23 protein-coding genes are annotated in these 25,558 nt (G+C 60.8%); 14 read left to right on the forward strand and 9 right to left on the reverse strand.

Annotation, left to right across the window (positions count from 1 at the left end; translation table 11 throughout):
* Nucleotides 1-93: 93 nt before the first annotated feature.
* Together ACQ4OB_RS27270 and exaA are read right to left on the reverse strand one after the other, a co-directional pair.
* Nucleotides 94-744 (reverse strand): pentapeptide repeat-containing protein, encoded by a 651-nt coding sequence (locus ACQ4OB_RS27270; protein WP_102616688.1) that lies wholly within the window; start codon nt 742-744, stop codon nt 94-96.
* 226 nt (nt 745-970) lie between these two features.
* The gene (gene exaA, locus ACQ4OB_RS27275) at nt 971-2,863 is read right to left on the reverse strand and encodes a quinoprotein ethanol dehydrogenase (RefSeq protein ID WP_430956827.1); all 1,893 of its coding nucleotides are present in this window, start codon (nt 2,861-2,863) and stop codon (nt 971-973) included.
* 254 nt (nt 2,864-3,117) lie between these two features.
* Between exaA and pedF the strand changes: the two genes are divergently transcribed.
* From pedF to ACQ4OB_RS27340, 13 genes are all read left to right on the forward strand, one after another.
* Nucleotides 3,118-3,579, forward strand: a complete 462-nt coding sequence (gene pedF, locus ACQ4OB_RS27280) for a cytochrome c-550 PedF (protein ID WP_074876176.1) — start codon at nt 3,118-3,120, stop codon at nt 3,577-3,579.
* A gap of 3 nt (nt 3,580-3,582) precedes the next feature.
* A complete protein-coding gene (locus ACQ4OB_RS27285) occupies nt 3,583-4,461 on the forward strand; it encodes a substrate-binding periplasmic protein (protein ID WP_430956828.1) in 879 nt (292 codons plus the stop codon).
* Nucleotides 4,458-5,219 (forward strand): quinoprotein dehydrogenase-associated SoxYZ-like carrier, encoded by a 762-nt coding sequence (locus ACQ4OB_RS27290; protein ID WP_430956829.1) that lies wholly within the window; start codon nt 4,458-4,460, stop codon nt 5,217-5,219. Before ACQ4OB_RS27285 ends, ACQ4OB_RS27290 begins: the two co-directional genes overlap by 4 nt.
* A 16-nt stretch (nt 5,220-5,235) precedes the next feature.
* Complete coding sequence (locus ACQ4OB_RS27295; RefSeq protein WP_430956830.1) at nt 5,236-6,177, forward strand: quinoprotein relay system zinc metallohydrolase 1; 942 nt, start codon at nt 5,236-5,238, stop codon at nt 6,175-6,177.
* Nucleotides 6,178-6,436: 259 nt separating this feature from the next.
* Nucleotides 6,437-8,212: a PQQ-dependent methanol/ethanol family dehydrogenase gene (locus tag ACQ4OB_RS27300; RefSeq protein WP_074876182.1), complete on the forward strand. Its 1,776-nt coding sequence runs from the start codon at nt 6,437-6,439 to the stop codon at nt 8,210-8,212.
* 275 nt (nt 8,213-8,487) lie between these two features.
* Complete coding sequence (gene exaC / locus ACQ4OB_RS27305; RefSeq protein ID WP_430956831.1) at nt 8,488-10,008, forward strand: acetaldehyde dehydrogenase ExaC; 1,521 nt, start codon at nt 8,488-8,490, stop codon at nt 10,006-10,008.
* Nucleotides 10,009-10,297: 289 nt separating this feature from the next.
* Nucleotides 10,298-10,369 (forward strand): pyrroloquinoline quinone precursor peptide PqqA, encoded by a 72-nt coding sequence (pqqA, locus tag ACQ4OB_RS27310; protein ID WP_003253598.1) that lies wholly within the window; start codon nt 10,298-10,300, stop codon nt 10,367-10,369.
* A gap of 55 nt (nt 10,370-10,424) precedes the next feature.
* On the forward strand, nt 10,425-11,339 hold the full coding sequence (pqqB, locus tag ACQ4OB_RS27315; RefSeq protein ID WP_074876185.1) for a pyrroloquinoline quinone biosynthesis protein PqqB: 915 nt from the start codon (nt 10,425-10,427) through the stop codon (nt 11,337-11,339).
* A 143-nt stretch (nt 11,340-11,482) separates the two neighbouring features.
* Nucleotides 11,483-12,235 (forward strand): pyrroloquinoline-quinone synthase PqqC, encoded by a 753-nt coding sequence (pqqC, locus tag ACQ4OB_RS27320; RefSeq protein ID WP_074876187.1) that lies wholly within the window; start codon nt 11,483-11,485, stop codon nt 12,233-12,235.
* Nucleotides 12,232-12,504 (forward strand): pyrroloquinoline quinone biosynthesis peptide chaperone PqqD, encoded by a 273-nt coding sequence (gene pqqD, locus ACQ4OB_RS27325; protein WP_074876190.1) that lies wholly within the window; start codon nt 12,232-12,234, stop codon nt 12,502-12,504. The genes pqqC and pqqD overlap by 4 nt, the downstream gene beginning before the upstream one ends.
* Nucleotides 12,482-13,624: a pyrroloquinoline quinone biosynthesis protein PqqE gene (pqqE, locus tag ACQ4OB_RS27330; protein WP_102616694.1), complete on the forward strand. Its 1,143-nt coding sequence runs from the start codon at nt 12,482-12,484 to the stop codon at nt 13,622-13,624. The genes pqqD and pqqE overlap by 23 nt, the downstream gene beginning before the upstream one ends.
* Before the next feature lie 234 nt (nt 13,625-13,858).
* The gene (gene ercA / locus ACQ4OB_RS27335) at nt 13,859-15,022 is read left to right on the forward strand and encodes an alcohol dehydrogenase-like regulatory protein ErcA (RefSeq protein ID WP_074876193.1); all 1,164 of its coding nucleotides are present in this window, start codon (nt 13,859-13,861) and stop codon (nt 15,020-15,022) included.
* Complete coding sequence (locus tag ACQ4OB_RS27340) at nt 15,006-16,733, forward strand: PAS domain-containing hybrid sensor histidine kinase/response regulator (protein WP_430956832.1); 1,728 nt, start codon at nt 15,006-15,008, stop codon at nt 16,731-16,733. The genes ercA and ACQ4OB_RS27340 overlap by 17 nt, the downstream gene beginning before the upstream one ends.
* Nucleotides 16,734-17,104: 371 nt before the next feature.
* On the opposite strand, the gene ACQ4OB_RS27345 is transcribed toward ACQ4OB_RS27340, so the two are convergent.
* From ACQ4OB_RS27345 to copC, 5 genes are all read right to left on the reverse strand, one after another.
* A complete protein-coding gene (locus ACQ4OB_RS27345; protein ID WP_430956833.1) occupies nt 17,105-17,995 on the reverse strand; it encodes an SMP-30/gluconolactonase/LRE family protein in 891 nt (296 codons plus the stop codon).
* Nucleotides 17,996-18,048: 53 nt separating this feature from the next.
* A complete protein-coding gene (locus ACQ4OB_RS27350; protein WP_430956835.1) occupies nt 18,049-18,867 on the reverse strand; it encodes an NAD-dependent epimerase/dehydratase family protein in 819 nt (272 codons plus the stop codon).
* A gap of 290 nt (nt 18,868-19,157) precedes the next feature.
* Nucleotides 19,158-20,456 (reverse strand): OprD family porin, encoded by a 1,299-nt coding sequence (locus ACQ4OB_RS27355; protein ID WP_430956836.1) that lies wholly within the window; start codon nt 20,454-20,456, stop codon nt 19,158-19,160.
* A gap of 278 nt (nt 20,457-20,734) precedes the next feature.
* Nucleotides 20,735-21,595 (reverse strand): copper homeostasis membrane protein CopD, encoded by an 861-nt coding sequence (gene copD, locus ACQ4OB_RS27360; protein ID WP_074876202.1) that lies wholly within the window; start codon nt 21,593-21,595, stop codon nt 20,735-20,737.
* 3 nt (nt 21,596-21,598) lie between these two features.
* Nucleotides 21,599-21,964, reverse strand: a complete 366-nt coding sequence (gene copC / locus ACQ4OB_RS27365; protein ID WP_074876204.1) for a copper homeostasis periplasmic binding protein CopC — start codon at nt 21,962-21,964, stop codon at nt 21,599-21,601.
* A gap of 140 nt (nt 21,965-22,104) precedes the next feature.
* Here copC and ACQ4OB_RS27370 point away from each other — a divergent pair, with 140 nt between their 5' ends.
* Nucleotides 22,105-22,725, forward strand: coding sequence for a TetR/AcrR family transcriptional regulator (locus ACQ4OB_RS27370; protein WP_008149783.1), 621 nt, complete (start codon nt 22,105-22,107; stop codon nt 22,723-22,725).
* Between the two features lie 125 nt (nt 22,726-22,850).
* Here the strand turns inward: ACQ4OB_RS27370 and preA are convergent, their stop codons facing one another.
* Nucleotides 22,851-24,125 (reverse strand): NAD-dependent dihydropyrimidine dehydrogenase subunit PreA, encoded by a 1,275-nt coding sequence (gene preA / locus ACQ4OB_RS27375; RefSeq protein ID WP_074876206.1) that lies wholly within the window; start codon nt 24,123-24,125, stop codon nt 22,851-22,853.
* A complete protein-coding gene (locus tag ACQ4OB_RS27380; protein ID WP_430956837.1) occupies nt 24,126-25,493 on the reverse strand; it encodes an NAD(P)-dependent oxidoreductase in 1,368 nt (455 codons plus the stop codon).
* Nucleotides 25,494-25,558 lie beyond the last annotated feature (65 nt).

Genomic DNA, 25,558 nt, shown 5'->3' on the forward strand with positions numbered 1-25,558 from the left:
GCTCCCACAGGGGATTGCGTGAAACACCCCATCAGTTTTGCGCAACTTTTGGGGGGCGACCCGTTTGTGGGAACGATCATCCGGGATATCGCCTCATTTGCCCCACGTCGTCGGGCAACCGGTGCAGCCCTCCATATTCGCATCCTGAAAATTCGCATAGTGCTGCCGTGCGCCGCTCAGATTCGCCTGTTCCAAATTGCTTTCCCCCAACTTGGCCTCTTGCAGATTGGCATCACTAAGATTGGCCCCCTTGAGGTCGGCCTTGCTCAACCAGGTCATTTCCAGATCCGCAGCCCGCAGATTGGCGTTGTGCAATTTGGCCCCGGACAGGCGGGCGAATTGCAGGTAAGCGCCACCGAGGTTGGCATCCTGAAATTGCGCACCCTGGGCGAACATCCCCCAGCCCTGAATCGCCATCAGGGTTGCCCCGGTGAAGTCGGCCAGGCGCAGGTTGCTTTGTTGCAGGCTGGCGCGGGTCAGGTTGGCGCCCTGTAATCGGGCTTTTTCCAGGTTGGCGAGATCGAGTCGGGCGTGGCGCAGGTCGGCATTGCGCAGGTCGGCACCGCTGAGGTTCATGCTGCGCAGGTCCTGATTGCTCAGGTTCGCGCCTTTGAGATCGGCGCCGGGGCATTGGCTGTGTTGGGCGACGGTGCAGCCGTTGATGATGAACGGGGTGTCTTCGCCGTCGTCGGTGGCGTGAGCCAAAGGCAGTGTCAACATAAGGAATAAGGGAAGGTATTTCATTGCAGGTCCTCGAAATATGGAGGGCAGCTGGATACACACAAAACCTGTGGCTAGGGAGCTTTTCGGCGAGGGGGTTTATCGGAATGCCGCACCACCCCGTTCGGCTGCGAAGCAGTCGTTAATCCAGGCAACTCGGTGTTCCTGGAAAATGTAGGGGGCCGCTTCGCGACCCAACGGGGGTAAACCCCCTCGCCACAAAAGCCCCCTCACCACAGGAGGTGGCGGATTACTTCTGCGCCGTCTTGTTATCCCAGCTCGGAATCTTGAACACCCAGAACGATCCGCCCTGAGCCACCGGTTTGGTCAGCTCGGCCATGTCACCGCCCCACAACGGCACCGCGCCGCCGTAACCGACGGTCACACCGACGTACTGCTCGCCGTCCTGTTCCCAAGTGATCGGTGGCGAGACGATGCCGCTGCCGGTCTGGAACTTCCACAGCTGCGCGCCGGTTTTCGCATCGAAGGCCTTGAGGAAACCGTCGCCGGTACCGGTGAATACCAGGTTGCCCTTGGTTGCCAGCACGCCGGCCCACAGTGGCAGTGCTTCTTTGTGCTCCCAGACCACTTTGCCGGTGGTGGGGTTCATCGCGCGCAGGCTGCCGACGTGATCGTCGTACATGCGCTTGATGCGGAAACCCATGCCCAGGTAAGCCGAGCCTTTTTTGTAGTTGACCTCTTCGGTCCAGTATTCCTCCTTCCAGTGGTTGCCCGGAATGTAGAACAGCCCGGTGTCCTGGCTGTAGGCCATCGGGTTCCAGTTCTTGCCACCGAGGAACGGCGGCGAAACCTCCACTGGCTTGCCCTTGGTCTCACCGGGCAACGGTTTGGCCGGACGCTGGCCCGGATTCTCCACCGGCTTGCCGGTCTTGAGATCGATGTGGCTGGCCCAAGTGATGTTGTCGACGAAGGGAAATGCGTTCTGCAATTTGCCGTTGTTGCGATCGACCACGTAGAAGAAACCGTTGCGGTCCGCATGGCCGGTGGCCTTGACCGTTTTGCCGTCCTTGTCCTTGTAGTCGAACAGCACCAGCTCGTTGTTGCCGGAGAAATCCCAGGCATCGTTCGGGGTGTGCTGGTAGAACCATTTCACCTCGCCGGTGCTCGGATCGACGCCGACCTGGCCCGAGGTGTAGAGGCTGTCGTAATCGTGAGGATTGCCGTCCTTGGAGGTCCGAGCCCAAGTATTCCAAGGGCCAGGATTGCCGGCGCCGACGATGATGGTGTTGGTTTCCGGATCGAAACTGGCGCTTTGCCAAGGGGCACCGCCGCCGTGGCTCCAGGCTTCGACCTTGCCGGTTTCGGTGGTCGGGTCATCCGGCCAGGACGGCGCCTTGACGTCGCCGGTCGTGGTGCTGTCCTTACCGTTCAACCGGCCCATATGACCCTCGACGAAGGGCCGCATCCAGACCTCTTCACCCGTGTCGGGATCGCGGGCGAAGAGTTGCCCGACCACGCCGAACTCATCACCGGAGCTGCCGTGAATCAGCAGCACCTTGCCGGTGGTTTTGTCTTTGATCAGCACCGGGGCGCCGGTCATGGTGTAGCCGGCGGCGTGATCACCGAATTTCTTGTTCCACACCACTTTGCCGGTGTTCTTGTTCAGGGCGACCAGCCGCGCGTCGAGGGTGCCGAAGTAGATTTTGTCGCCAAAGATCGCCGCGCCGCGATTGACCACGTCGCAGCACGGACGAATGTTGTCCGGCAGGCGATGGTTGTACGTCCACAAGCGCTTGCCGGTCTTGGCGTCCAGGGCAAATACCCGCGAATAGGAACCGGTGACGTACACCACGCCGTCGCTGACGATGGCCTGGGATTCCTGGCCGCGCTGCTTCTCATCGCCAAACGAGTAGGACCAGGCCGGGGTCAGCTTGAACACGTTCTTGTCATTGATCTGGGCCAACGGGCTCCAGCGTTGGGCGTTGGTGCCCATGCCGTATTGCAGCACGTCCTTGGTGGTCAGGTGATCGTTGGCGATGTCTTCCCAACTCACATTGCGGGTGGGAGTGGCCGGTGCCGTCGCGCCGTAGCTGACAGCACTCAGGGACAGGCTGCCCACCAGCAGAAAAGCCTGCACGGCGATAGACAGCGGGGAAAGGGCGGGTAGCGATCTTATTGTCATGGTTGCAGTTCCCAGTGGAGGTTTTGGCCTGCACAGGGTGGTGTGCCCGACGTGTTGGCGGATACGGAAAAAGTCCCGCTGTTGCCGGGAATACTTCCCGTACGGCACCTGATTTAGGTGTGCGCCACAAGCCCTACTACCAAGGAACTAGACGGCGGCCACCAAAGCAGCATGGGGCTTGCGCGAAGCCGTTCCTAAGATGGGTGCCATAGCCTCTTCAAAGAGGTTTTGCGTGCAATCAAGAGGGCATAACAATGACAACAAGACGCAACGCCTTGCTCGTTGCCGGTTTGCTGGCCGGCTTTATCAGTGCAGGTTCTGTCTGGGCCCATGGCAACGTGGTCCCACAGGCTGTCGCCACCGCGGGCCTGACCCCGATCAAGGACGCTGGCGTACCGGTTGATGCCGATGGTTGGGCTGCGGTGAACCCTTATCGCACCACCCCGGAACACGATAAGGCCGTGGAAATCGGTTCTTCGGCGTACAACCAGAACTGTGCGGCCTGCCATGGCCTGGAAGCCAAGTCCGGCGGCATCGCCCCCGATTTGCGCCTGCTCGATGTCGGCGAGGCGGGTGATGAATGGTTCGTCGAACGCGTGCGCCACGGCGCGGTGCGTGACGGCCGGGTGTACATGCCGAAGATGGCCGATTACCTGAGCCAGGAAGCTTTGTGGGCGGTACGCACTTACCTGGACACCGTTCGCGTCGAGGAATAACCCATGCGCCTGCTCGCTGTGTTGATCAGCGCTGTGTTGCTGTGCTGCCAGTCGGTGCAGGCGCAGGTCCGTACCTATGACGAAATGATCGCCGCCGGGGAACTGAAAGTGGCGGTCTACAAGGACTTCGCCCCTTACAGTTTTGAACACGACGGCCAGGCCCGGGGCGTTGATGTCGAACTTGCCGAGGCGTTGGCCAAAGCCCTTGGCGTGCGCCTGAGGTTGATTTGGGCGCCGGCCGGCGAGAAGCTCGATGACGACCTGCGCGATTACATCTGGCGTGCCAGTCAGTTGCATGACCTGCAACTGGCCGACCTGATGATGCGCGTGCCATACGATCGCGCCTACGCGCAGAAGCGCAATGAACTGGGCGAGCTGGAAAACGGCCATGTGGTGATGTTCGGCCCGTACCAGAACGAACAATGGCAGGTTGCTTATGATCGCCGCCGACTGGACAAAGTCGCTAGCGTCGCGGTGTTCGAGCACCACCCGATCGGCGTCGAAGTCGACAGCGTGCCGTCGTTCTACCTGACCTCGGTGTTCAACGGCATGCTCGCCGGCAAAACCCACCACTATCCCGGCGTACCCCAGGCTTTTGCCGCCATGAAGGCCGGTGAAGTCGATGCCGTCATGGCCATGCGCGGGGAGATCGACTGGCAGGTTCATGAAGCCAACGACCCGCAAGTGGCGCTGGCGGAAAACGCCTACCCGAACATGGGCAAGCAGCTGTGGGAGATCGGCATGGCGGTGCATGAAAGCAACCGTCAACTGGCCTATGCCGTGGAAGAGGCGCTGGAAACCTTGATTCGCGAGGGCTCGGTCAAGACTATTTATGGCCATTACGGCCTGCGCTATGACGTGCCTGAGATGTATCAACAGTGAACTGGCGAGCGGCTTGTCTGTTGGCCTGTTGGTTGCCCATCGCCGCGCACGCGGTGGACATCGACCCGGGCAAAGACCCGGTGCCGTCGGTGATGTGGGCCTTTTATCACAAGCAAATGCTCGGGGATGCGCCGTTCGTGTTCGACGATCGGGTCAAGCTAATGGCACCGCCGTTCGCCGAAGACGCCCGGCAGGTGCCACTGGAAATTGACGCGCGGGCGTTCAAGGGCGAAGTGGTGAAAATCCTCGCCTGGGCCGAGCTCAACCCTTTGCCGAAAATCGTCGATTTCCAGCCGCTGGACCGCGTGCTGCCCTGGCTGTCGATTCGTATCCGCATTGAGCAGGCCACGCCGTTGCGCGCGGCGGTACTGACCCGTGATGGGGTGTGGCACGTCGGCTCGACGCTGATCGATGCGGCGGGCGGTGGTTGCACGGCGCCGAGCGTGGTACGCACTCAGCCGGGCTGGGAGGAGCACATCGGCGAAGTGCTGGGCGGTCGATATCCCCGTGGTGAGTTCAGCCGAGTGCGCATGCAGGTGGCGCACCCGATGGACAATGGCATGGTCAGCGGCATCCCGGAATTCTTCATCAGTCATGCCGAACTGCGGGATCAGAACGATCAATTGCTGGCCCGTCTTGAGCTGTTTCCCGCGGTCAGTGAAAACCCCAACCTGGCCTTCGATATCGAAGGGGCAGGGCAGACGCGCCTGATGCTGCGCGACAACAGCGGCAATCAATTCGATGCGGCCATACCCTGACCCAAAGGAGCGCGTGATGCGCTGGATGCTGCTGCTGTTCATGAGCCTGAGCCTGCCGGTTCTGGCCGAACTTGACTACTCACTCAAGCCCCGGCAGATCGCCGAAGACACCTGGCTGCTGGAGGGCAGCACCGACAATTTCGCCAAGGCCAACGGCGGCAACATTGTCAACACCGCGTTCATCGTCACCGAGCAGGGGGTGGTGGTGATCGACACCGGGCCGTCCAAACGCTACGGCGAAGCGATGCGCAAGGCAATCGCCGCGACCACCGACAAACCGGTGATCGAGGTGCTGCTGACCCATCATCATCCTGATCATGTGCTCGGCAACCAGGCCTTCAGTGATGTGCCGATCAGCGCGTTGGCCGGCACCACCGAGCTGTTGCATCAGCAGGGCGACGCCATGGCCGAGAACATGTATCGCCTGGTGGGCGACTGGATGCGTGGCACCGAAGTGGTGTTGCCGACCCGGACGCTGATACCGGGCGTGCGAAGTTTTGGGAATCACGATCTGCGCCTGCTGGACCTGGGTGGGCACACAGGCGCGGATCTGGCTATTCTCGACCAGAAAACCGGCGTGTTGTTTGCCGGGGACCTGGTGTTTTACCAACGAGCCCTGACCACGCCCAACAGTCCGGGGCTGTCGGTATGGCTGGCGGACATCGCCACCCTCCAAGGCCTGCCGTGGACGCTGATCGTCCCCGGCCATGGACCGGTCGCCAGGGATCAACAGCCGTTCGAACAGATGCGCGACTACCTGACCTGGCTCGATCAGCTCATGCGCGACGGCGCCGCCAATGGCAGTGATATGGCCGAGATGATCCGCAGCCCCATTCCCGAACGGTTTGCCGGGATCAGCCTGAGCCGCTACGAACTGATCCGCAGCGTCAGCCATCTGTATCCGCGCTACGAGCGCGCACAAATGACCCGTGTCGATTCCGCCGCGAACAGGCAATGATCGTTCCCACGCTCCCGCGTGGGAATGCCTCAAGGGACGCTCCGCGTTCCAGCTTTCGAAAGGGACGCGGAGCGTCCCGGGCTGCATTCCCACGCAGAGCGTGGGAACGATCAGTCAGCACTCATCTCATCCGACCCGGTACTAAGGAACTAGCAATCTCAGCACTGCGGGCAATTGTTCCAAGGGCGGCGGCGCCCAAGAATCTGCACCAGACCGGGAAAATTTCCCGGGTATAACAAAAACTGCAGAGGTAGCCGTCATGACCCAACCCGCACGTCGCCAACCCTTCGTCTTGAGTGTGCTGCTCAGTGCCATGCTGTTGTCTGGCTCGGCATTGGCCGGCGTCACTGATCAAGACATCCTCCAGGATCCCAAGAACCCGGGGCAGATCGTCACCAACGGTCTGGGCGTCCAGGGTCAGCGTTACAGCCCGCTGGACACGCTCAACGTTAACAACGTGAAGGACTTGCGGCCAGTCTGGGCATTCTCCTTCGGCGGTGAAAAACAACGCGGTCAGCAAGCACAGCCGATGATCAAGGACGGCGTGATGTACTTGACCGGTTCCTACTCGCGGGTGTTTGCGGTGGATGCGCGCACCGGCAAGAAGCTCTGGCAATACGATGCTCGCCTGCCCGATGACATCCGTCCTTGCTGCGACGTGATCAACCGGGGTGTCGCGCTGTATGGCGACCTGGTGATCTTCGGCACCCTCGACGCCAAGCTTGTGGCCTTGAACAAGGACACCGGCAAAGTTGTCTGGAGCAAGAAAGTCGCCGACCACAAGGAAGGCTACTCCATCAGTGCCGCGCCGTTGGTGATCAACGGCAAACTGATCACCGGTGTCGCCGGTGGCGAGTTCGGGGTGGTAGGCAAAATCGAAGCCTACGACCCGAAAAACGGCAGCCTGCTGTGGAGCCGTCCCACCGTCGAAGGCCACATGGGCTACACCTACAAGGACGGCAAAGCGGTAGAGAACGGCATCTCCGGCGGTGAAGCAGGCAAGACCTGGCCCGGCGATCTCTGGAAAACCGGCGGCGCCGCTCCTTGGCTGGGCGGTTACTACGACCCGGAAACCAACCTGCTGCTGTTCGGCACCGGCAACCCGGCGCCATGGAACTCGCACCTGCGTCCTGGCGACAACCTCTACTCGTCGTCGCGTCTGGCGCTCAACCCGGACGACGGCACCATCAAGTGGCACTTCCAGAGCACGCCTCACGACGGCTGGGACTATGACGGCGTGAACGAGCTGGTCTCGTTCAACTACACCGAAGGCGGCAAAGAGATCAAAGCCGCCGCCACCGCTGACCGCAACGGTTTTTTCTACGTGCTGGACCGCACCAACGGCAAATTCATTCGCGGCTTCCCGTTCGTGGACAAGATCACCTGGGCCACCGGCCTGGATAAAGAGGGTCGGCCGATCTACAACGAAGCCAGCCGCCCAGGCGCGCCCGGCACCGAAGCCAAAGGCAGTTCGGTGTTCGTAGCCCCTGCGTTCCTCGGCGCGAAAAACTGGATGCCGATGGCTTACAACAAAGACACCGGATTGTTCTATGTGCCGTCCAACGAATGGGGCATGGACATCTGGAACGAAGGCATCGCCTACAAGAAAGGCGCAGCGTTCCTCGGTGCCGGTTTCACTATCAAACCGCTGAATGAAGACTACATCGGCGTGCTGCGCGCCATCGACCCGAAAACCGGCAAGGAAGTCTGGCGCCACAAGAACTTCGCGCCGCTGTGGGGCGGGGTGCTGACCACCAAGGGCAACCTGGTGTTCACCGGCACGCCTGAAGGCTTCCTGCAGGCGTTCAATGCCAAGACCGGCGAGAAAGTCTGGGAATTCCAGACCGGTTCCGGCGTACTCGGCTCGCCTGTGACCTGGGAAATGGACGGTGAACAGTACGTCTCGGTGTTGTCCGGCTGGGGCGGTGCTGTACCGCTGTGGGGCGGCGAAGTGGCCAAGCGCATCAAGGACTTCAACCAGGGCGGCATGCTCTGGACGTTCAAGCTGCCGAAAGACCTGGTGGCCAAGCACTGATACCTGCCACTGATCATTCCCACGCTCCGCGTGGGAATGCAGCCCGGGACGCTCTGCGTCCCAAGAGCCGAACGCAGAGCGTCCGTAGAGGCATTCCCACGCAGAGCGTGGGAACGATCAAGACTGTGGCGCTCCAATCGCGAGCAAGCTCAGCTCCTACTACCAAATAACGAGAGTCCTCCTGCCAACGGCGCATTCGTCTGGCGCGCAGGGCTCTCTACTATCGGTTCATCGCCTGTTTGCCCGACAGGCATCGACCCAGACAGAGGCCCACCATGATCTACGCACAACCTGGCACACCTGGCGCCGTCGTTACGTTCAAACCGCGCTACGGCAATTTCATCGGCGGCGAGTTCGTTGCCCCGGTCAATGGTGAGTACTTCACCAACTCTTCGCCAGTTACCGGTGAAGTGATCGCCGAATTCCCGCGCTCCAGCGCCGCCGACATCGAGAAAGCCCTCGACGCCGCGCATGCCGCCGCTGACGCCTGGGGCAAGACCTCGGCGCAGGACCGCTCGCGGGTGCTGCTGAAAATCGCCGACCGCATCGAGCAGAACCTGGAAATCCTTGCCGTCACCGAAACCTGGGACAACGGCAAGGCCGTGCGCGAAACCCTGAATGCCGACGTGCCATTGGCCGCCGACCATTTCCGTTACTTCGCCGGCTGCATCCGCGCTCAAGAGGGCGGCGCCGCCGAGATCAACGAGCTGACCACCGCCTATCACTTCCACGAGCCGCTGGGCGTGGTCGGACAGATCATCCCGTGGAACTTCCCGCTGCTGATGGCCGCCTGGAAACTCGCCCCGGCCCTGGCCGCCGGTAACTGCGTGGTACTCAAGCCTGCCGAGCAGACGCCGCTGTCGATCATGGTCTTCGCCGAGCTGATCGCCGATTTGCTGCCACCTGGCGTGCTGAACATCGTTCAGGGTTTCGGTCGCGAAGCCGGTGAGGCGCTGGCCACCAGCAAGCGCATCGCCAAGATCGCCTTCACCGGTTCCACTCCGATTGGCGCGCACATCATGAAATGCGCGGCCGAGAACATCATTCCAAGCACCGTTGAACTGGGCGGCAAGTCGCCGAACATCTTCTTCGAAGACATCATGCAAGCCGAGCCGCAGTTCATCGAGAAGGCTGCCGAAGGCTTGGTGCTGGCGTTCTTCAACCAGGGCGAAGTCTGCACCTGTCCTTCCCGCGCCTTGGTGCAGGAGTCGATCTACGACGACTTCATGAAAGTGGTGATGAAGAAGATCGTCAAGATCAAGCGCGGCAACCCGCTGGACACCGAAACCATGGTCGGCGCCCAGGCGTCCGAGCAGCAATACGACAAGATTCTCTCGTACCTGACAATTGCCCAGGAGGAGGGCGCCGAGCTGCTCACCGGCGGCGCGGCCGAGCGTCTTGAGGGCGACTTGTCGACGGGTTATTACATCCAGCCGACCCTGCTCAAGGGCCACAACAAAATGCGCGTGTTCCAGGAAGAAATCTTTGGCCCGGTGGTGGGTATCACCACCTTCAAGGACGAAGCCGAAGCCCTGGCGATTGCCAACGACAGCGAGTTTGGCCTCGGCGCCGGTCTGTGGACCCGCGACATCAACCGCGCCTACCGCATGGGCCGGGCGATCAAGGCCGGGCGTGTCTGGACCAACTGCTACCACCTGTACCCGGCCCACGCCGCGTTCGGTGGCTACAAGAAGTCCGGTGTTGGCCGTGAAAACCACAAGATGATGCTCGACCACTATCAGCAGACCAAGAACCTGCTGGTGAGCTACGACATCAACCCGATGGGGTTCTTCTAGTCCTACTCCGGTACCTGTGGCGAGGGAGCTTGCTCCCGCTCGACGGCGCAGCCGTCGCAATCCCGGAACCCCCGGTGTGCCTGATGCACCGGGTTGTCGGGAATGGGGTCGCTTCGCGACCCAGCGGGAGCAAGCTCCCTCGCCACACTGTTTTGTGTAATGCCTGCACCTTCTAACACCCCCTACCAATGCACGCCGCCACCTCGTTCGAAAGTAGCATTCGAGTGCCTGGCGCCCCGTGCATTAATGGCTTTACCGGAATCGTCCGGCATAAGAAGAGGATTGACCCATGTGGACTAAACCCGCGTTTACCGATCTGCGCATTGGCTTCGAAGTGACGATGTATTTCGCCAACCGCTGATTGTTCACCCGGCCAGCTGTTGCGTTGGCCGGGCCTGCCTTCTGGAGCATTGCCCATGCACATTCGCGTTCTCGGATCCGCCGCTGGCGGTGGTTTTCCGCAATGGAATTGCAACTGCCGCCAGTGCGCCGCGATGCGCAATGGCAGCCTGCGGGCCCAACGCCGCACCCAGTCCTCGATTGCCCTGAGCGACAACGGTGTGGATTGGGTGCTGTGCAATGCTTCACCGGACATTCGCGCGCAACTCGAGAGTTTCGCGCCGCTGCAACCGGCGCGCCGGTTGCGCGATACCGCAATTGCCGGCGTCGTCCTGCTGGACAGCCAGATCGACCATTGCACCGGCCTGTTGAGTCTGCGCGAAGGCTGCCCGCATCAGGTCTGGTGCACCGAACGGGTCCATGAAGACCTGAGTAGCGGCTTCCCGTTGTTCACCATGCTCAAGCACTGGAACGGCGGGTTGCAGTGGCAACCGGTCGGGCTCGACCGCGAGCCCTTCAGCATCCCGGCGTGTGCACACCTGAGATTTCGCGCGATCCCCTTGGTCAGCAACGCACCGCCGTACTCGCCCAATCGCGGCAATCCGCAGCCGGGCGACACCATTGGTTTATTTATCGAAGACCGGCGCAGCGGTGCTTCGCTGTTCTACGCGCCGGGCCTGGGACAGGTCGACGATGAGGTGCTGAGCTGGATGCAACGCGCCGATTGCCTGTTGCTGGACGGCACCTTGTGGCGCGACGACGAGATGCGAGTCTGCGAGGTCGGCCAGAACCTGGGCAGTGAAATGGGTCACCTGTCGCAAAGCGGCCCCGGCGGCATGCTCGAAATCCTTGAGGGCTTCACCCGCCAGCGCAAGGTGCTGATCCACATCAACAACACCAACCCGATCCTCGATGAAGACTCCGCCGAGCGAGCGCTGCTTGAGCGGCGCGGGATCGAAGTGGCCTATGACGGCATGAGTATTGAGCTGTAGCGGAGGGCCTCTTCGCGAGCAAGCCCACTCCCACAGTTGATCGGTGTGAACACAGATTTTGTATACACCACAATCCCAATGTGGGAGCGAGCCTGCTCGCGATGGGGCCAGACCAGACACCGCAGATTCCCCGGAGAACCGCAATGACTGCCACCCCAATGACCCCCGCCGAATTCGAAGCAGCCCTGCGCGCCAAAGGCGCCTATTACCACATCCATCATCCATTCCACCAAGCCATGTACGCCGGCCGATCAACCCGCGAGCAGATTCAGGGCTGGGTCGCCAATCGCTTCTACTACCAGGTGAACATCCCCCTGAAGGACGCGGCGATTCTCGCCAACTGCCCGGACCGCGACGTGCGCCGGGAGTGGCTGCAACGAATTCTCGACCACGACGGTGCACCCGGCAGCGAAGGCGGCATCGAAGCCTGGCTGCGGCTGGGCGAAGCGGTGGGGCTGGATCGCGAGCAAATCCTCTCGCAGGAACTGGTGCTGCCCGGTGTTCGTTTCGCCGTCGACGCCTACGTCAATTTCGCCCGTCGCGCCTGTTGGCAGGAAGCCGCCAGCAGTTCGCTGACCGAGCTGTTTGCGCCACAGATCCACCAATCGCGACTCGATGCCTGGCCAACCCATTACCCGTGGATCGACGTCGGCGGTTACGACTATTTCCGTACTCGCCTGAGTCAGGCGCGACGGGATGTCGAGCATGGTTTACGCATCACCCTGGCGCACTACGTCACGGTCGAAGGCCAGCAACGCATGCTGGAAATCCTGCAATTCAAGCTCGACGTGCTGTGGAGCATGCTCGACGCCATGAGCATGGCCTACGAACTGGAGCGCCCGCCGTATCACACCGTCACCACGGAACAGGTCTGGCATCGGGGGATTGCCCTGTGAGCCTGATCAACCGCGAACAATCACCGTCGCTGCGCCAGGGCTTTCGCCTGCAATGGGAGCCGCGTCAGGACTGTCACGTGCTGCTGTACCCCGAAGGCATGATCAAACTTAACGACAGTGCCGGGCAGATCCTCGATCTGGTAGACGGCCAGCGCAGCGTTGCGGCGATCATTGATCAACTGTCCGCGAATTTCCCCGGCGTACCGGGGATCGACGAAGATGTGCTGGCGTTTCTGGAGGTGGCCCATGCTCAATTCTGGATCGAGTGACTCGCGTCCGGGTCCGCCGCTGTGGCTGTTGGCGGAGTTGACTTACCGTTGCCCGCTGCAATGCCCGTATTGCTCCAACCCGCTGGACTTTGCCCAATCTGGCGAAGAGTTGAGCACCGAAGAGTGGATCCGGGTGTTCCGCGAAGCCCGGGAGATGGGCGCCGCGCAGTTGGGCTTTTCCGGCGGCGAGCCGTTGGTAAGACAGGACCTGGCCGAACTGATCAAGGCCGCCCGGGACATGGGTTACTACACCAACCTGATCACCTCGGGCATTGGCTTGACCGAACAGAAAGTCCGCGATTTCAAGGTCGCGGGCCTGGACCATATCCAGATCAGCTTCCAGGCCGCCGACGAAGCGGTGAACAACATGCTCGCCGGTTCGCGCAAGGCCTTCGCCCAGAAACTCGCCATGGCCCGAGCGGTGAAAGCCCAGGGCTATCCGATGGTGCTGAACTTTGTAACCCATCGGCACAACATCGACCAGATCGCGCAGATCATCGACTTGTGCCTGGAGCTGGAGGCCGATTTCGTCGAATTGGCGACGTGCCAGTTTTACGGTTGGGCCGAGCTCAACCGCGTCGGCCTGTTGCCCACGCGTGAACAATTGCAGCGTGCCGAACGCATCACTAACGAATACCGCGAGCGTCTTGAAGCGCAGGGTCACCCGTGCAAGCTGATCTTCGTCACCCCGGATTACTACGAAGAACGCCCCAAGACCTGCATGAACGGCTGGGCCAATCTGTTTCTCGACATCACCCCCGACGGCACGGCATTGCCTTGCCACAGCGCCCGCCAGTTGCCGGTGCAGTTTCCCAACGTGCGCGAGCACAGCATCGAGCACATCTGGACTGATTCATTCGGTTTCAACCGCTTTCGTGGCGATGACTGGATGAAGGAGCCGTGCCGCTCCTGCGATGAAAAGCACAAGGATCTGGGCGGCTGCCGCTGTCAGGCATTCATGCTGACCGGCGACGCCGCCAACGCTGACCCGGTGTGCAGCAAATCCCCGCACCACGGTGTGATTCTCAAGGCCCGCGAGGAAGCCGAGGCGCCGGGGCTGGGCATGGAACACCTGACGTTACGCAACGAGAAGGCTTCGCGATTGATCTACCGCGGATGAATCAAACAACACAAATCCCCTGTGGGAGTGAGCCTGCTCGCGATAGCAGTCTTCCAGCCACCATTGATGCTGCCTGACACTCCGTCATCGCGAGCAGGCTCGCTCCCTCAGGGGATTTGCGGTGGACACAGGATTTGAGTACACCAGCCGTGCTACCCATTGGTCTGATTGCATTCACTGCCGGATGGTTTAGTGTGGGCATTACCTTCCAAAACAATAAAAACAGGCTTTCCAATGAGCCAGAGTCTCAGTCAACTGCGTAAATTCGTTTCGCCTGAAATCATCTTTGGTGCCGGCTGCCGGCACAACGTCGGCAATTGCGCCAAAACCTTTGGTGCCCGCAAGGTGCTGCTGGTCAGCGATCCCGGTGTGATTGCCGCCGGTTGGGTCGCCGATGTCGAGGCCAGTCTGCAGGCCCAGGGCATCGAGTACGTCCTGTACAGCGCGGTCTCGCCCAACCCGCGGGTCGAAGAAGTGATGCTCGGCGCCGATCTGTACCGGGAAAACCATTGCGATGTGATCGTGGCCGTCGGTGGCGGCAGCCCGATGGATTGCGGCAAAGGCATCGGCATTGTCGTCGCCCATGGGCGCAGCATTCTCGAATTCGAAGGCGTGGACACCATCCGCGTCCCGAGCCCGCCGCTGATCCTGATTCCGACCACCGCCGGGACCTCGGCCGATGTCTCGCAATTCGTGATCATCTCCAACCAGCAAGAACGCATGAAATTCTCCATCGTCAGTAAGGCGGTGGTGCCGGACGTGTCGCTGATCGACCCGGAAACCACGTTGAGCATGGACCCGTTCCTGTCGGCCTGTACCGGCATCGATGCATTGGTGCATGCCATCGAAGCGTTTGTATCCACCGGTCACGGGCCGTTGACCGATCCCCACGCACTTGAAGCGATGCGCCTGATCAACGGCAACCTGGTGCAGATGATCGCCAACCCGCACGACATCGCCTTGCGCGAGAAAATCATGCTGGGCAGCATGCAGGCCGGGCTGGCGTTCTCCAACGCAATCCTCGGCGCGGTGCACGCGATGTCCCACAGTCTCGGCGGCTTTCTCGACTTGCCTCATGGGCTGTGCAACGCGGTGCTGGTGGAACACGTGGTGGCGTTCAACTACAGCTCGGCGCCCGAGCGCTTCAAGGTGATCGCCGAGACCTTTGGCATCGATTGCCGTGGCTTGAATCACCGGCAGATTTGCGGGCGTCTGGTCGAACACCTGATTGCGCTGAAACACGCCATCGGCTTCCACGAAACCCTCGGATTGCACGGGGTCAGCACCGCGGACATTCCGTTCCTGTCGCAACACGCCATGCACGACCCGTGCATCCTGACCAACCCGCGCGAGTCCAGTCAGCGTGATGTCGAGGTCGTCTATGGCGAAGCCCTCTGACGAACAGCAACGGGCGCTGGCGGGGTTACTGGGATTAGGCAGCCACTCGGCGCGCAAGAGTCATTACCCGGAACTGGCCGCGCGCCTCGACGAGCTGGAAGCCGAGCGCAATCGCTACAAATGGCTGTTCGAAAACGCGGTCCACGGGATCTTCCAGGCCAGCCTCCTGGAAGGCATGCGCGCCGCCAACCCGGCACTGGCGCGGATGCTCGGCTACGACAATCCCCAGGAAGTGCTGTTTTCGCTGGCTGATCTGGCGAGCAACCTGTTTGTCAACGGCGCGCAAGAGCTGGAAAACATCGGTGAAATGCTCAAGCGCGAGCGCAGTCTGCTTGGCTACGAAACCCAATTGCGGCGCAAGGATGGCAGCAGCGTCGACGTGCTGATGAACCTGTTGCTCAAGCCCGATCAGGAAGGGCTGGTGGAAGGTTTTGTCGCCGACATCACCGAGCGCAAACTCGCCCAGCAGCGTCTTCAGCAACTCAACGACGAACTGGAGCAGCGCGTCACCGCGCGCACCGACGAGTTGCTGGAAGCCAACCGTAACCTGCAACAGCAAATCACCCAGCGTAAGCAGATTGCCCAAGCCTTGCGCGATGCCCGGGACGCCGCCGAGGCCGCCAACCGCAGCAAGGACAAATACCTCGCCGCCGCCAGTCATGACCTGCTGCAACCGCTCAATGCCGCGCGTTTGCTGATCTCGACCCTGCGCGAACGCAAGCTGCCCGACGTCGAACAGGTGCTGGTGGAGCGGACTCACCAGGCGCTCGAAGGGGCGGAGGATCTGCTCACCGATTTGCTGGATATTTCCCGGCTCGATCAGGCCGCGGTCAAACCGGATATTGCGCTGTATCGCCTCGACGAATTGCTCGCGCCGCTGGTGTCGGAGTTCCAGTCAGTGGCCCAGGCCGCAGGGTTGAACCTGCGGGTGCACATGGGCGATTACGCCATCAGCACCGACCTGCGGCTGATGACGCGGATTCTGCGCAACTTCCTCAGCAACGCCTGTCGCTACACCGACGAAGGCAGCATCCTGCTGGGGGCCAGGCGCCGGGGTGAAATGCTGCGTCTTGAAGTCTGGGACACCGGGCGGGGGATCGCGGCGGACCGACTGGATTCGATCTTCCTCGAGTTCAACCAACTGGACGTCGGCCGCGCCGCCGACCGCAAGGGTGTGGGCCTGGGGCTGGCCATCGTTGAGCGCATCGCCAAGATCCTCGGCTACAAAGTCGGGGTTCATTCGTTGCCGGGGCGCGGCTCGATGTTCAGCATCGACGTGCCGATTTCCCATGAGGTTCCGCTGCCGATCAGTTTGGCGGCACCACAACCCGGCACCGGAAATCCATTGCCTGGCCGGCGTTTGCTGGTACTGGACAATGAAGTGAGCATCCTCGAAAGCATGAGCGCGCTGCTCGGGCAATGGGGCTGCGAGGTGGTCACGGCCACCGATGAGTTCTCTGCATTGGCTGCGTTGCAGGGGCGAGCGCCGGAACTGATTCTGGCGGACTACCACCTCGATCACGGGGTGGTGGGCTGCGACGTGGTCAGGCATTTGCGCGAGCATTACCGCCAGGTGATTCCGGCGGTCATCATCACTGCCGACCGCACGGATCAGTGTCGGCGCTCATTGCAGCGACTCGATGCGCCACTGCTGAACAAACCGGTGAAACCCGGCAAGTTGCGCGCGGTGCTGAGTCAGTTGCTGGGGTAGCGATAGTGCAGGCTGAAACCGAGCTCGGCTGACTCGCCTTGCTTCAGCAAACGCAATCCTCGCACCAGTGGCAGAGCCGTGCCGCGCATGCTCCAGTTGACGACGCTGCCACCGAGTTCGGGGCGAGGGTGAGGTGGGTGAATTCGTCTTCGAGTTCCAGAGTTATTGGCGTCATGTTGATTTTTACTAGCTCATTGAAAGGCTTTTGTGGCGAGGGAGCTTGCTCCCGCTCGGCTGCGAAGCAGTCGCAAATACAGGAAACTCGGACTGTCTGAAAAATTGCAGGGGGCCGCTGCGCGACCCAGCGGGAGCAAGCTCCCTCGCCACAGGGAGACCTCGCCAGCCAAGTCACATCATTCAAAGCTGGGTGATCAGCAATCGTTGAACAACGGCTCCGGCAAGCCTTTGACGCCGGGGTCGAGGGCGAACACACCGCCGGCCAGTGACTGTTCGTCATGGTCGTCGCCGGGTCGGATCGAGGTCACGAACAGGGTGTCCAGGCGACTGCCGCCGAAGGCACACATGCTTGGTTTTTTCACCGGCACGGCGAGGGAACGGTCCAGTCGGCCGTCGGGAGTGAAACGGTGAATCAACCCGGCGTCATTGGCGCAAATCCAGTAGCAGCCTTCGGCATCGACCGCTGCGCCATCGGGACGACCAGCGAACTGATGCATGTCGACAAACAGCCGTCGGTTGGACGGTGTGCCACTGTCGGTGTCGTAATCGAAGGCCCAGATTTGCTGGACCAGAGGATGAGAGTCAGACAGGTACATCGTTCGCCCGTCCGGGCTGAAACCCAGACCGTTGGGCACGATAAACCCACCGAGTTGCGCCGCGAGTGGCCCGTGTTGCCCGGCGCTGTAGCAATAAAGCGCGCCGTCGGCAGCGTTGGCGCCCATGTTCAGCACCATGCTGCCGGCCCAGAAACGGCCCTGACGATCGCAGCGACCGTCGTTCAGGCGCATGTCTGTGCGGGCGTGTTCGACCGGCGCAAGGAGATTGCTGTCGAGGCTGCCATCGTTATGCGGGTGCAGGTGAAAGAACCCGCTTTCCATCCCTGCAACCCAACCGCCATCGCGGTGACGTGCAATGCAGGCAAGCATCTGCGGTGCTCTCCAGGCGTGGACATGGCCGGTTTCGGCGCTCCAGCGCTGAAGTCCACCGGCAGGAATATCGACCCAATACAGGGCGTTTTCCTCGGGCACCCAGACCGGGCATTCACCGACTGCGTTGCGGGCATCGACGATCAATTCGGCTTGCATGACAGCTCATTCCCTCGGGTTCTTGTTGTCGGGATCTAGTGAGGTACGCGGGTTCAGTCGCCGAACGGGCCGGACGCGACAAACGCACCACCCTGGTAGACCCGAGCCGGGTCATCAGCGGCTGGCATCGGTTGGGCTTCGATTTTTTCGCGGAACACTTCGGAGCTGTCCTGGGGTTCATAACCCAGGCAGGTGGCGAAACGGTTGTCCCACCAGACGTCCTTGTTGTCGGACATGCCGTAGACCACGGTGTGGCCGACATTTGGGGCGTACAGCGCGCATTCGAGCAATTGAGTCAGGTCGCCGAAGCTCAACCAGGTGCTCATCATTCGACGGTTCAGCGGCTCCGGAAACGAGGAGCCGATGCGCACGCTGACGGTCTCGATGCCGTAGCGATCAAAGTAGAAACTGGCCATGTCTTCGCCATAGGACTTGGACAAGCCGTAGTAGCTGTCCGGGCGGCGAGGGGAGTGAGCGTCGATCACTTCATCCTGCTTGTAGAAGCCGATCACGTGGTTGGAACTGGCGAAAATCACTCGCTTCACACCATGGCGGCGAGCGGCTTCATAAATGTGGAACACGCCGCAGATATTGGCGCCGAGGATCTCTTCGAACGAGTGCTCCGTCGACACACCACCGAAATGCAGGATCGCGTCCACGCCTTCAACCAACTGATGGACTGCCTGCTTGTCTGCCAGATCGCAGGGCACGACCTCTTCACGGTCATCGATGGCCGGGGCGATGTCGGCGATGTCCGACAGGCGAATCACATTGGCATAGGGCCGCAGGCGTTCGCGCAGGACTTTGCCGAGGCCACCGGCGGCACCGGTCAGGAGGAGACGATTGAAAGGGGCTGGGGGAGTAGTGGTCATGGAAGTCCCTGATACGCAGTTATTGTTAGTTATTGTTAGTTGTTGTAGGTTGTCGTATGACTGTGGCGAAGTATCGTTAGCCTTTCTGGTAGTTGTCAACGACACATCAATTGAAGTTGACGAAGGGTCCGGTCGCCCCGCAATCGATGTAGCAGCTGGCGAAGCCTGCGTTCGGCTGCGAAGCAGTCGTAAAATCAGCCGACGCGGTGCATCAGGAAAATCACGCTCGCAGGGTTTACGACTGCTTCGCAGCCGGACGCAGGCTTCGCCAGCTGCTACAAAGATCCGGCTTACAGCAACGAAAGCGGGTAGTTGATGATAATGCGGTTTTCGTCGAATTCATTGGTGCTGAAGTCCTTGCGGATCGACGCGTTACGCCATTTGACGTTGAGGTTCTTCAGCACGCCGCTCTGTACGGTGTAAGCCAGTTCTGATTCGCGGCCCCATTCCTTGCCGTCGGTGATGGTGCCTGTGTGCACGTTATCGCCGCTGATGTAGCGGTTCATCATCGTCAGGCCGGGAATGCCCAGCGCCACAAAGTTGTAATCGTGACGCAGCTGCCAGGATCGTTCCTTGGCGTTGTCGTAGCTGGAGTTGTAGCTGTCGTTGGCCAGGGTGCCGCCGCTGGTGCCGTTGACCCGCATCCAGGCATCGTCGCCGCTGAGTTTTTGCAGGCCGACAAAGAAGGTGTTGCCGCCGTATTTGGCCGAGAGCATGGCGAACGCGGTTTTGTTATCGAGCTCGCCGGCCAGGGCGCTGCCGTCTTCCTTGCCGATGAAGTAGCCAAGGTTAGCGCCGAGGGTCCAGTCGCCGATGGGCTGGCTGTGGCTCAGGTTGAAATACTGCTGCTGATAAATGTCGCTGAGTTGCGCGTACCAGACGCCGACCTGGGTGCGCTTATCGTTGAATGCATATTCACCGCCACCAAAGTTGAAACGGTCCGAGGTGAAGGCCGCGGATTTGCCGTTCATGAACATGTCTTCCATGCTCGCATCGTTGCGCGGGCTGTTGGCGCGGAACTGGCCACCGTAGAGCGTCAGGCCACTGATCTCGGTGGACGTCAACTGACCACCGCGGAAGGTTTGCGGCAGGGAGCGGCCGTCGTCGGAGCGCAGGATCGGCAACACCGGCATCCATTCGCCGACCTTTAATTCGGTTTTCGAGACTTTAGCTTTCAACGCCACACCCAGGCGCCCGTAATTGTCGGCCGGGCGGCCGTCGTCATGAATCGGCAGCAACGAGGTGCCGCCCGTGCCTTTGCCACCGTCGAGTTTTTCCGAATACAGGCCCAGCACATCCAAGCCGAAACCGACGGGGCCTTGGGTGAATCCGGATTTGGCATCGAGGATGAAACTTTGCGTCCACTCTTCCGCCTTGCCCTGCGGGTAGGCCGGGTTGGTGAAGTTGCGGTTGATGTAGAAGTTGCGCAGGTTCAGCGTGGCTTTGGCGTCATCGACGAAACCTTCGGCATGGCTAGTCATGGGCAGGGCGAGGGCCAGGCTGCTGCAACCGATCAGGTTCAGGGCGTGACGGCGTGCGAAGGTTGGGCGAGGGGTGCTGACGGAGGAATTGCGGACGAGCTTGCTCACAGTGACGCTCCCGTGTTTCTTGTTGTTTTTATTTTTCGTTATACGTCGTCGTACAACGTTGGGGCGGATTATTTACAAGTGTTACGGGGAATGTCAATCAGAAGTTGTACGATGACTTGGCGCGATTTTAAGGTATGTCGAAGAACCCCTGTGGGAGTGAGCCGGCTCCGGGCGGCGTTCCGACGATAGCGGTCTGACATTCACTGCAGTGGTGTCTGTTCTACCGTCATCGTCGGAACGCCGCCCGGAGCCGGCTCGCTCCCACAGGGTTTTGTGTTTTAGCTCACGATCATCGGGGGCATGGTCCCCAGCAGGGAAACCGCCGCCACCGCGCCAATCCCCAGAAACCATTCCATGATCACGCTGGTTTTCAGCATTGGCAGTCGTTGCTCGCAATGCTTGATCCGCAGCCGATTGAACAACGCCAGCCCCAGCATCGCCGCGACGAGCACAACCTTGATCAGCAGTATCAGCGCAAACCCGGATAGCAATGGCGTAGGCCAGAATTGCCCGGTTAGTACCCGCACGTTGATCAAACCGGTCATCACCAACCCCGCCACCAAGACGTAACCAATGCCGCTGAAGCGTTGCAAGGTCGCCTTGATGGAATGCTCTGCCGGCTGCCGCAGGATCAGCACCAACACCATCAAACCGCCGAGCCAGGCACCGACGCACGTCAGGTGAATGATTTGATTGAGGATCAGCAATTGGCCGTAGAGGCCGTCGAGCATGGCCCCGTGGCCGACCGGGGCGAGGGTGGCCAGCAGCAGGCTGGCGAGGCCGATTCGCAGGGGCAGGTTTGCACGCAAGGGCGACATCAGCAGCGCGATCAACAGCCCATTGAGAAACAAGTGCCAGCGCCAGACCTGACCGAAAAATGTATTGCCGAGTACCAGTCGCAGGGTTGACGGATCGAATGCCGTGTCCCATGAGCCGGCCATGCTGGCGGTGATCAGCAGCAACCAGCTGACGCCAGTGACCAGCGCCGTCACCGCCAGCCAGCGGGTTGTTTTCGTCAGTCGCTGATCCAGATGTCCAGGGTTGCCATTGACCAGCAGCGGCCTGAACACCCACGTCCCGAACAGCAACAGCACGACGGTGAAATGCACAAAGCGGCACAGCACCAGCGCGCTCGTCATGAATTACTGGCCAACCTTGAAGCTATAGGCGCCTTCGCTTTTGTGGGTATCGACCGACACCGCGTGCCATTCGATTTTGTAGGCCCCCGCTGCCAACGGTGCAGCCGGGGTGACGATCAGGGTTTTCTTGTCGCTGCCTTCGGTGGCGAGGCCCTTCACCGGCACTTCGCTGCCGTCCTTGCTGATCGAGACCTTGGAAAAGGTCGCTTCAACGCCTTCGGAAAACACCAGGCGCAGTTCCGACGGTGCGCTCACCGTGCTGTCGGCGGCCGGGGTCTGGTCTTTCAGATGGGCATGGGCAAACACCGATGAAGCGGCGAACAGCGAGCCGAGCAGGGCGACGGTGGTCAGGGTTTTCTTGAACAGCATCGTGGAATACCTCTGAGGCGGGTTCGAAAAGGCGGTCAGTTTACCTGCGTGTAGCTGGGTGTACGAAGTTTCGTTTTCCCTTGTCGCCGCGAGGTAGAGCGGATGCTAGTCTTGAGCAACGCTGTTGTCAGGGAGCCCTCATGGGCAATCACAAGATCGAGATTCGTCGCAGTAACGTCGAGAAAATTCTGTTGGGAGCCGAAAAGGTTTTCGCCGAAAAAGGTTTCGGCGGCACTGCCATGGCCGACATCGCTGCCGAAGTGCAACTGCCGCGCTCCAACCTGCATTACTACTTCAGCACCAAGAGCGAGCTGTACAGCGCTGTGCTGTTGGGTCTGCTGGAAGTGTGGAAACAGGACGCCCTGTGCTTCGAGATGTTCGACGACCCGCGCGTGGTGCTCAGCAGCTACATCCGCGCCAAGATGAACCACTCCCGCAGCCGGCCTTACGGCTCCAAAGTCTGGGCCAACGAAATCATCCATGGTGCGCCGACCCTCGGCGAGAAACTGGACGTCAGTCTGTACGACTGGGCCAAGATGAAAGAAGCGAAAATCCGCCAGTGGGTGGACGACAAACGCATACTGCCGGTAGAACCTTCGAGCCTGCTGTACATGATCTGGGCGTCTACCCAGCATTACGCCGACTTTGATCATCAGGTGAATATTCTGAATGACCACCAGCCATTGTCGGACATGCAGTTCGAGCGGGCGGTGCAGACGGTGACGAGTGTGATCTTGCGGGGGATTGGGTTGGAGCCCTAACTTTTGCGGTGTTGCTGCTGGCCTCATCGCGAGCAGGCTCACTCCCACAGGGTTCTACTGAACACTGAAGATCCAATGTGGGAGCGAGCCTGCTCGCGATGGCGTCGGTTCAGGCGCCTCTGACCTCAAGGGCTGACATGGTAGGGATTGCGCGGATCATGATTCCAATCCAGAAACGGCTTCCCATTCTCCATCGGCACCATCTCGATACAATCCTGCACCGGGCACGTGATCTGACACAGATTGCACCCCACGCACTCATCATCAATCACTTCATATTTATGCGTCCCGTCCGCCTGCTTAAGGCTCGCAACCGCCTGGTGCGAAGTGTCTTCGCAAGCAATGTGGCAACGACCGCAACCGATGCAGGCCTCCTGGTCAATCCTGGCAATCACTTGATAGTTGATGTCCAGATACTTCCAGTCCGTGGTGTTGCCCACCGCACGCCCGGAAAATTCCGACACGCTGGCATAGCCCTGACTGTCCATCCAGCGCGATAAACCGTCCTTCATCTCCTCGACAATCCGAAAGCCATGCAGCATCGCCGCCGTGCACACCTGCACCGAGCCGCTGCCCAGCGCAATGAATTCCGCCGCGTCGCGCCAGCTGCCGATGCCGCCAATGCCGGAGATTGGCAGGCCTTGGGTCTGTGGGTCGCGGGCAATTTCGGCGACCATGTTCAGCGCAATGGGCTTGACCGCCGAACCGCAATAACCGCCGTGGGTGCTTTGGCTGCCCACGGCGGGATTGGCGACCATGCGCTCCAGGTTGACGCTGGTGATCGAGTTGATCGTGTTGATCAACGACACCGCATCCGCACCACCGCGATGGGCCGCGCGGGCGGCGACGCGAATGTCGGTGATGTTCGGCGTGAGCTTGACGATTACCGGCAGCGAGCAGTACGTCTTGCACCAACGTGTGACCTGTTCGACGTACTCCGGCACCTGGCCGACCGCCGCGCCCATGCCGCGCTCCGGCATCCCGTGCGGGCAACCGAAGTTCAGTTCGATGCCATCGGCGCCGGTGGCTTCCACCAGTGGCAGGATGGTTTTCCAGGATTCTTCGACGCAGGGCACCATCAGCGACACGATCAGCGCGCGGTCCGGCCAGTCTTTTTTGACCTGAGTGATTTCCCGCAGGTTGATCTCCAGCGAGCGATCGGTGATCAGTTCGATGTTGTTGAAGCCCACCACTTCGCGATTGGCACCAAAGTGTGCCGAGTAACGCGACGACACGTTAACCGCCGCCGGGTCTTCACCCAGGGTTTTCCAGACCACGCCACCCCAGCCGGCCTCGAAGGCGCGGACCACGTTGTAGGCCTTGTCGGTGGGTGGCGCGGAGGCCAGCCAGAACGGATTGGGGGCTTTGATGCCGGCGAAGACAATCGAGAGATCGGCCATTTACGCAGCCTCCACGTTGAGCATGAGTTGGGTGTTGATCGCCTCGGCGGCCCGTTTGCCGTGTTGCACGGCCTGCACGGTGAGGTCCTGATCGAGACTGGTGCAGTCACCGCCGGCGTACACGCCGGGGATGCTGGTGCGCAGGTTTTCGTCAACTTGAATCCGCTCGCCCTCACGCTTGAGTTCACGGGCCAGCGGGTCGGCGAGGGCGCTGGCGTCGAAGGCCTGGCCGATGGCTTTGAAGATCGCATCTGCGGCCAGTTCGAAGGTTTCGCCGGTGGTTTGCAGGCGACCGTCTACCAGGTGAGTGCGGGCGAAGCGCATGCCGCGCACGTTGCCTTGATCATCGAGTAGCACTTCTTCAGGTTGAGCCCAAGTCAACAGGCGCACCTGATTGGCCTTGGCGATGTCCTGTTCGTGACCTGTCGCGCCCATTTCATCGACACCGCGGCGGTACACCAGATTGACGTCGCGTGCCCCCAGACGTGCCATTTGCACGGCCATGTCGATGGCGGTGTTGCCGGCGCCCAAAACGATACAACGGTCAGCGAGGGGAAGTTGAGTCAGGTCATCGGCCTGACGCAGTTCGCGGATGTAGTCAGTAGCGGCGAGCAGGCCCGGTGCATCTTCATGAGCAAGACCCAGCTGTTTGCTGGCGGCCAGGCCGAGGCCGAGGAACACCGCATCGAATTGCTGATGCAGATCGCTGAGCGTCAGGTTCTCTCCAAGTTTCTGCCCGTGGCGGATTTCGATCCCGCCGATTTCCAATAGGAACTCAAGCTCCTTCTGCGCGTAGTCATCCACCAGTTTGTACTTGGCGATCCCGTATTCGTTGAGGCCGCCAGCCTTTTCCCGTGCCTCGAAAATCACCACGTCATGACCGTGCATGGCACTGCGATGAGCGCAGGACAAACCGGCCGGGCCGGCGCCCACCACGGCGATGCGCTTGCCGGTTGAGGCCGCACGCGTGAAGGGGTGTTCGCTGAAGTGGGCATTGTCGACGGCGTAACGTTGCAACAGGCCGATCAGCACCGGTGCGCATTCATGGTCGTTGTTGCGCACGCAGGCTTGCTGGCAAAGCACTTCCGTCGGGCACACCCGGGCGCAACTGCCGCCGAGGATGTTCGCCGAGAGGATTTTCTGCGCGGCACCCTGAACGTTTTCCTGGTGGATATTGCGGATGAACGACGGAATGTCGATCTCGCTCGGACAGGCATTCACGCATGGCGCGTCGTAGCAATACAGGCAGCGCGAGGCTTCCAGATGGGCCTGGCGGTCGTTGAGCGGTGGCGCCAGATCGGTGAAATGGCCGGCGAGGGCGGCCGCATTCTCGTGCGGATGCGGGAGGTGGTTCAGGGTCTTGATCACGGTGTTGGCCTCACGGTTATTTGAGGTGCTGCCTCTGGTGGGCAGTGGTTTTTGTGTTGTCAGGA

The sequence above is a fragment of the Pseudomonas sp. ES4 genome (assembly GCF_050586665.1).
Taxonomy (GTDB): domain Bacteria; phylum Pseudomonadota; class Gammaproteobacteria; order Pseudomonadales; family Pseudomonadaceae; genus Aquipseudomonas; species Aquipseudomonas frederiksbergensis.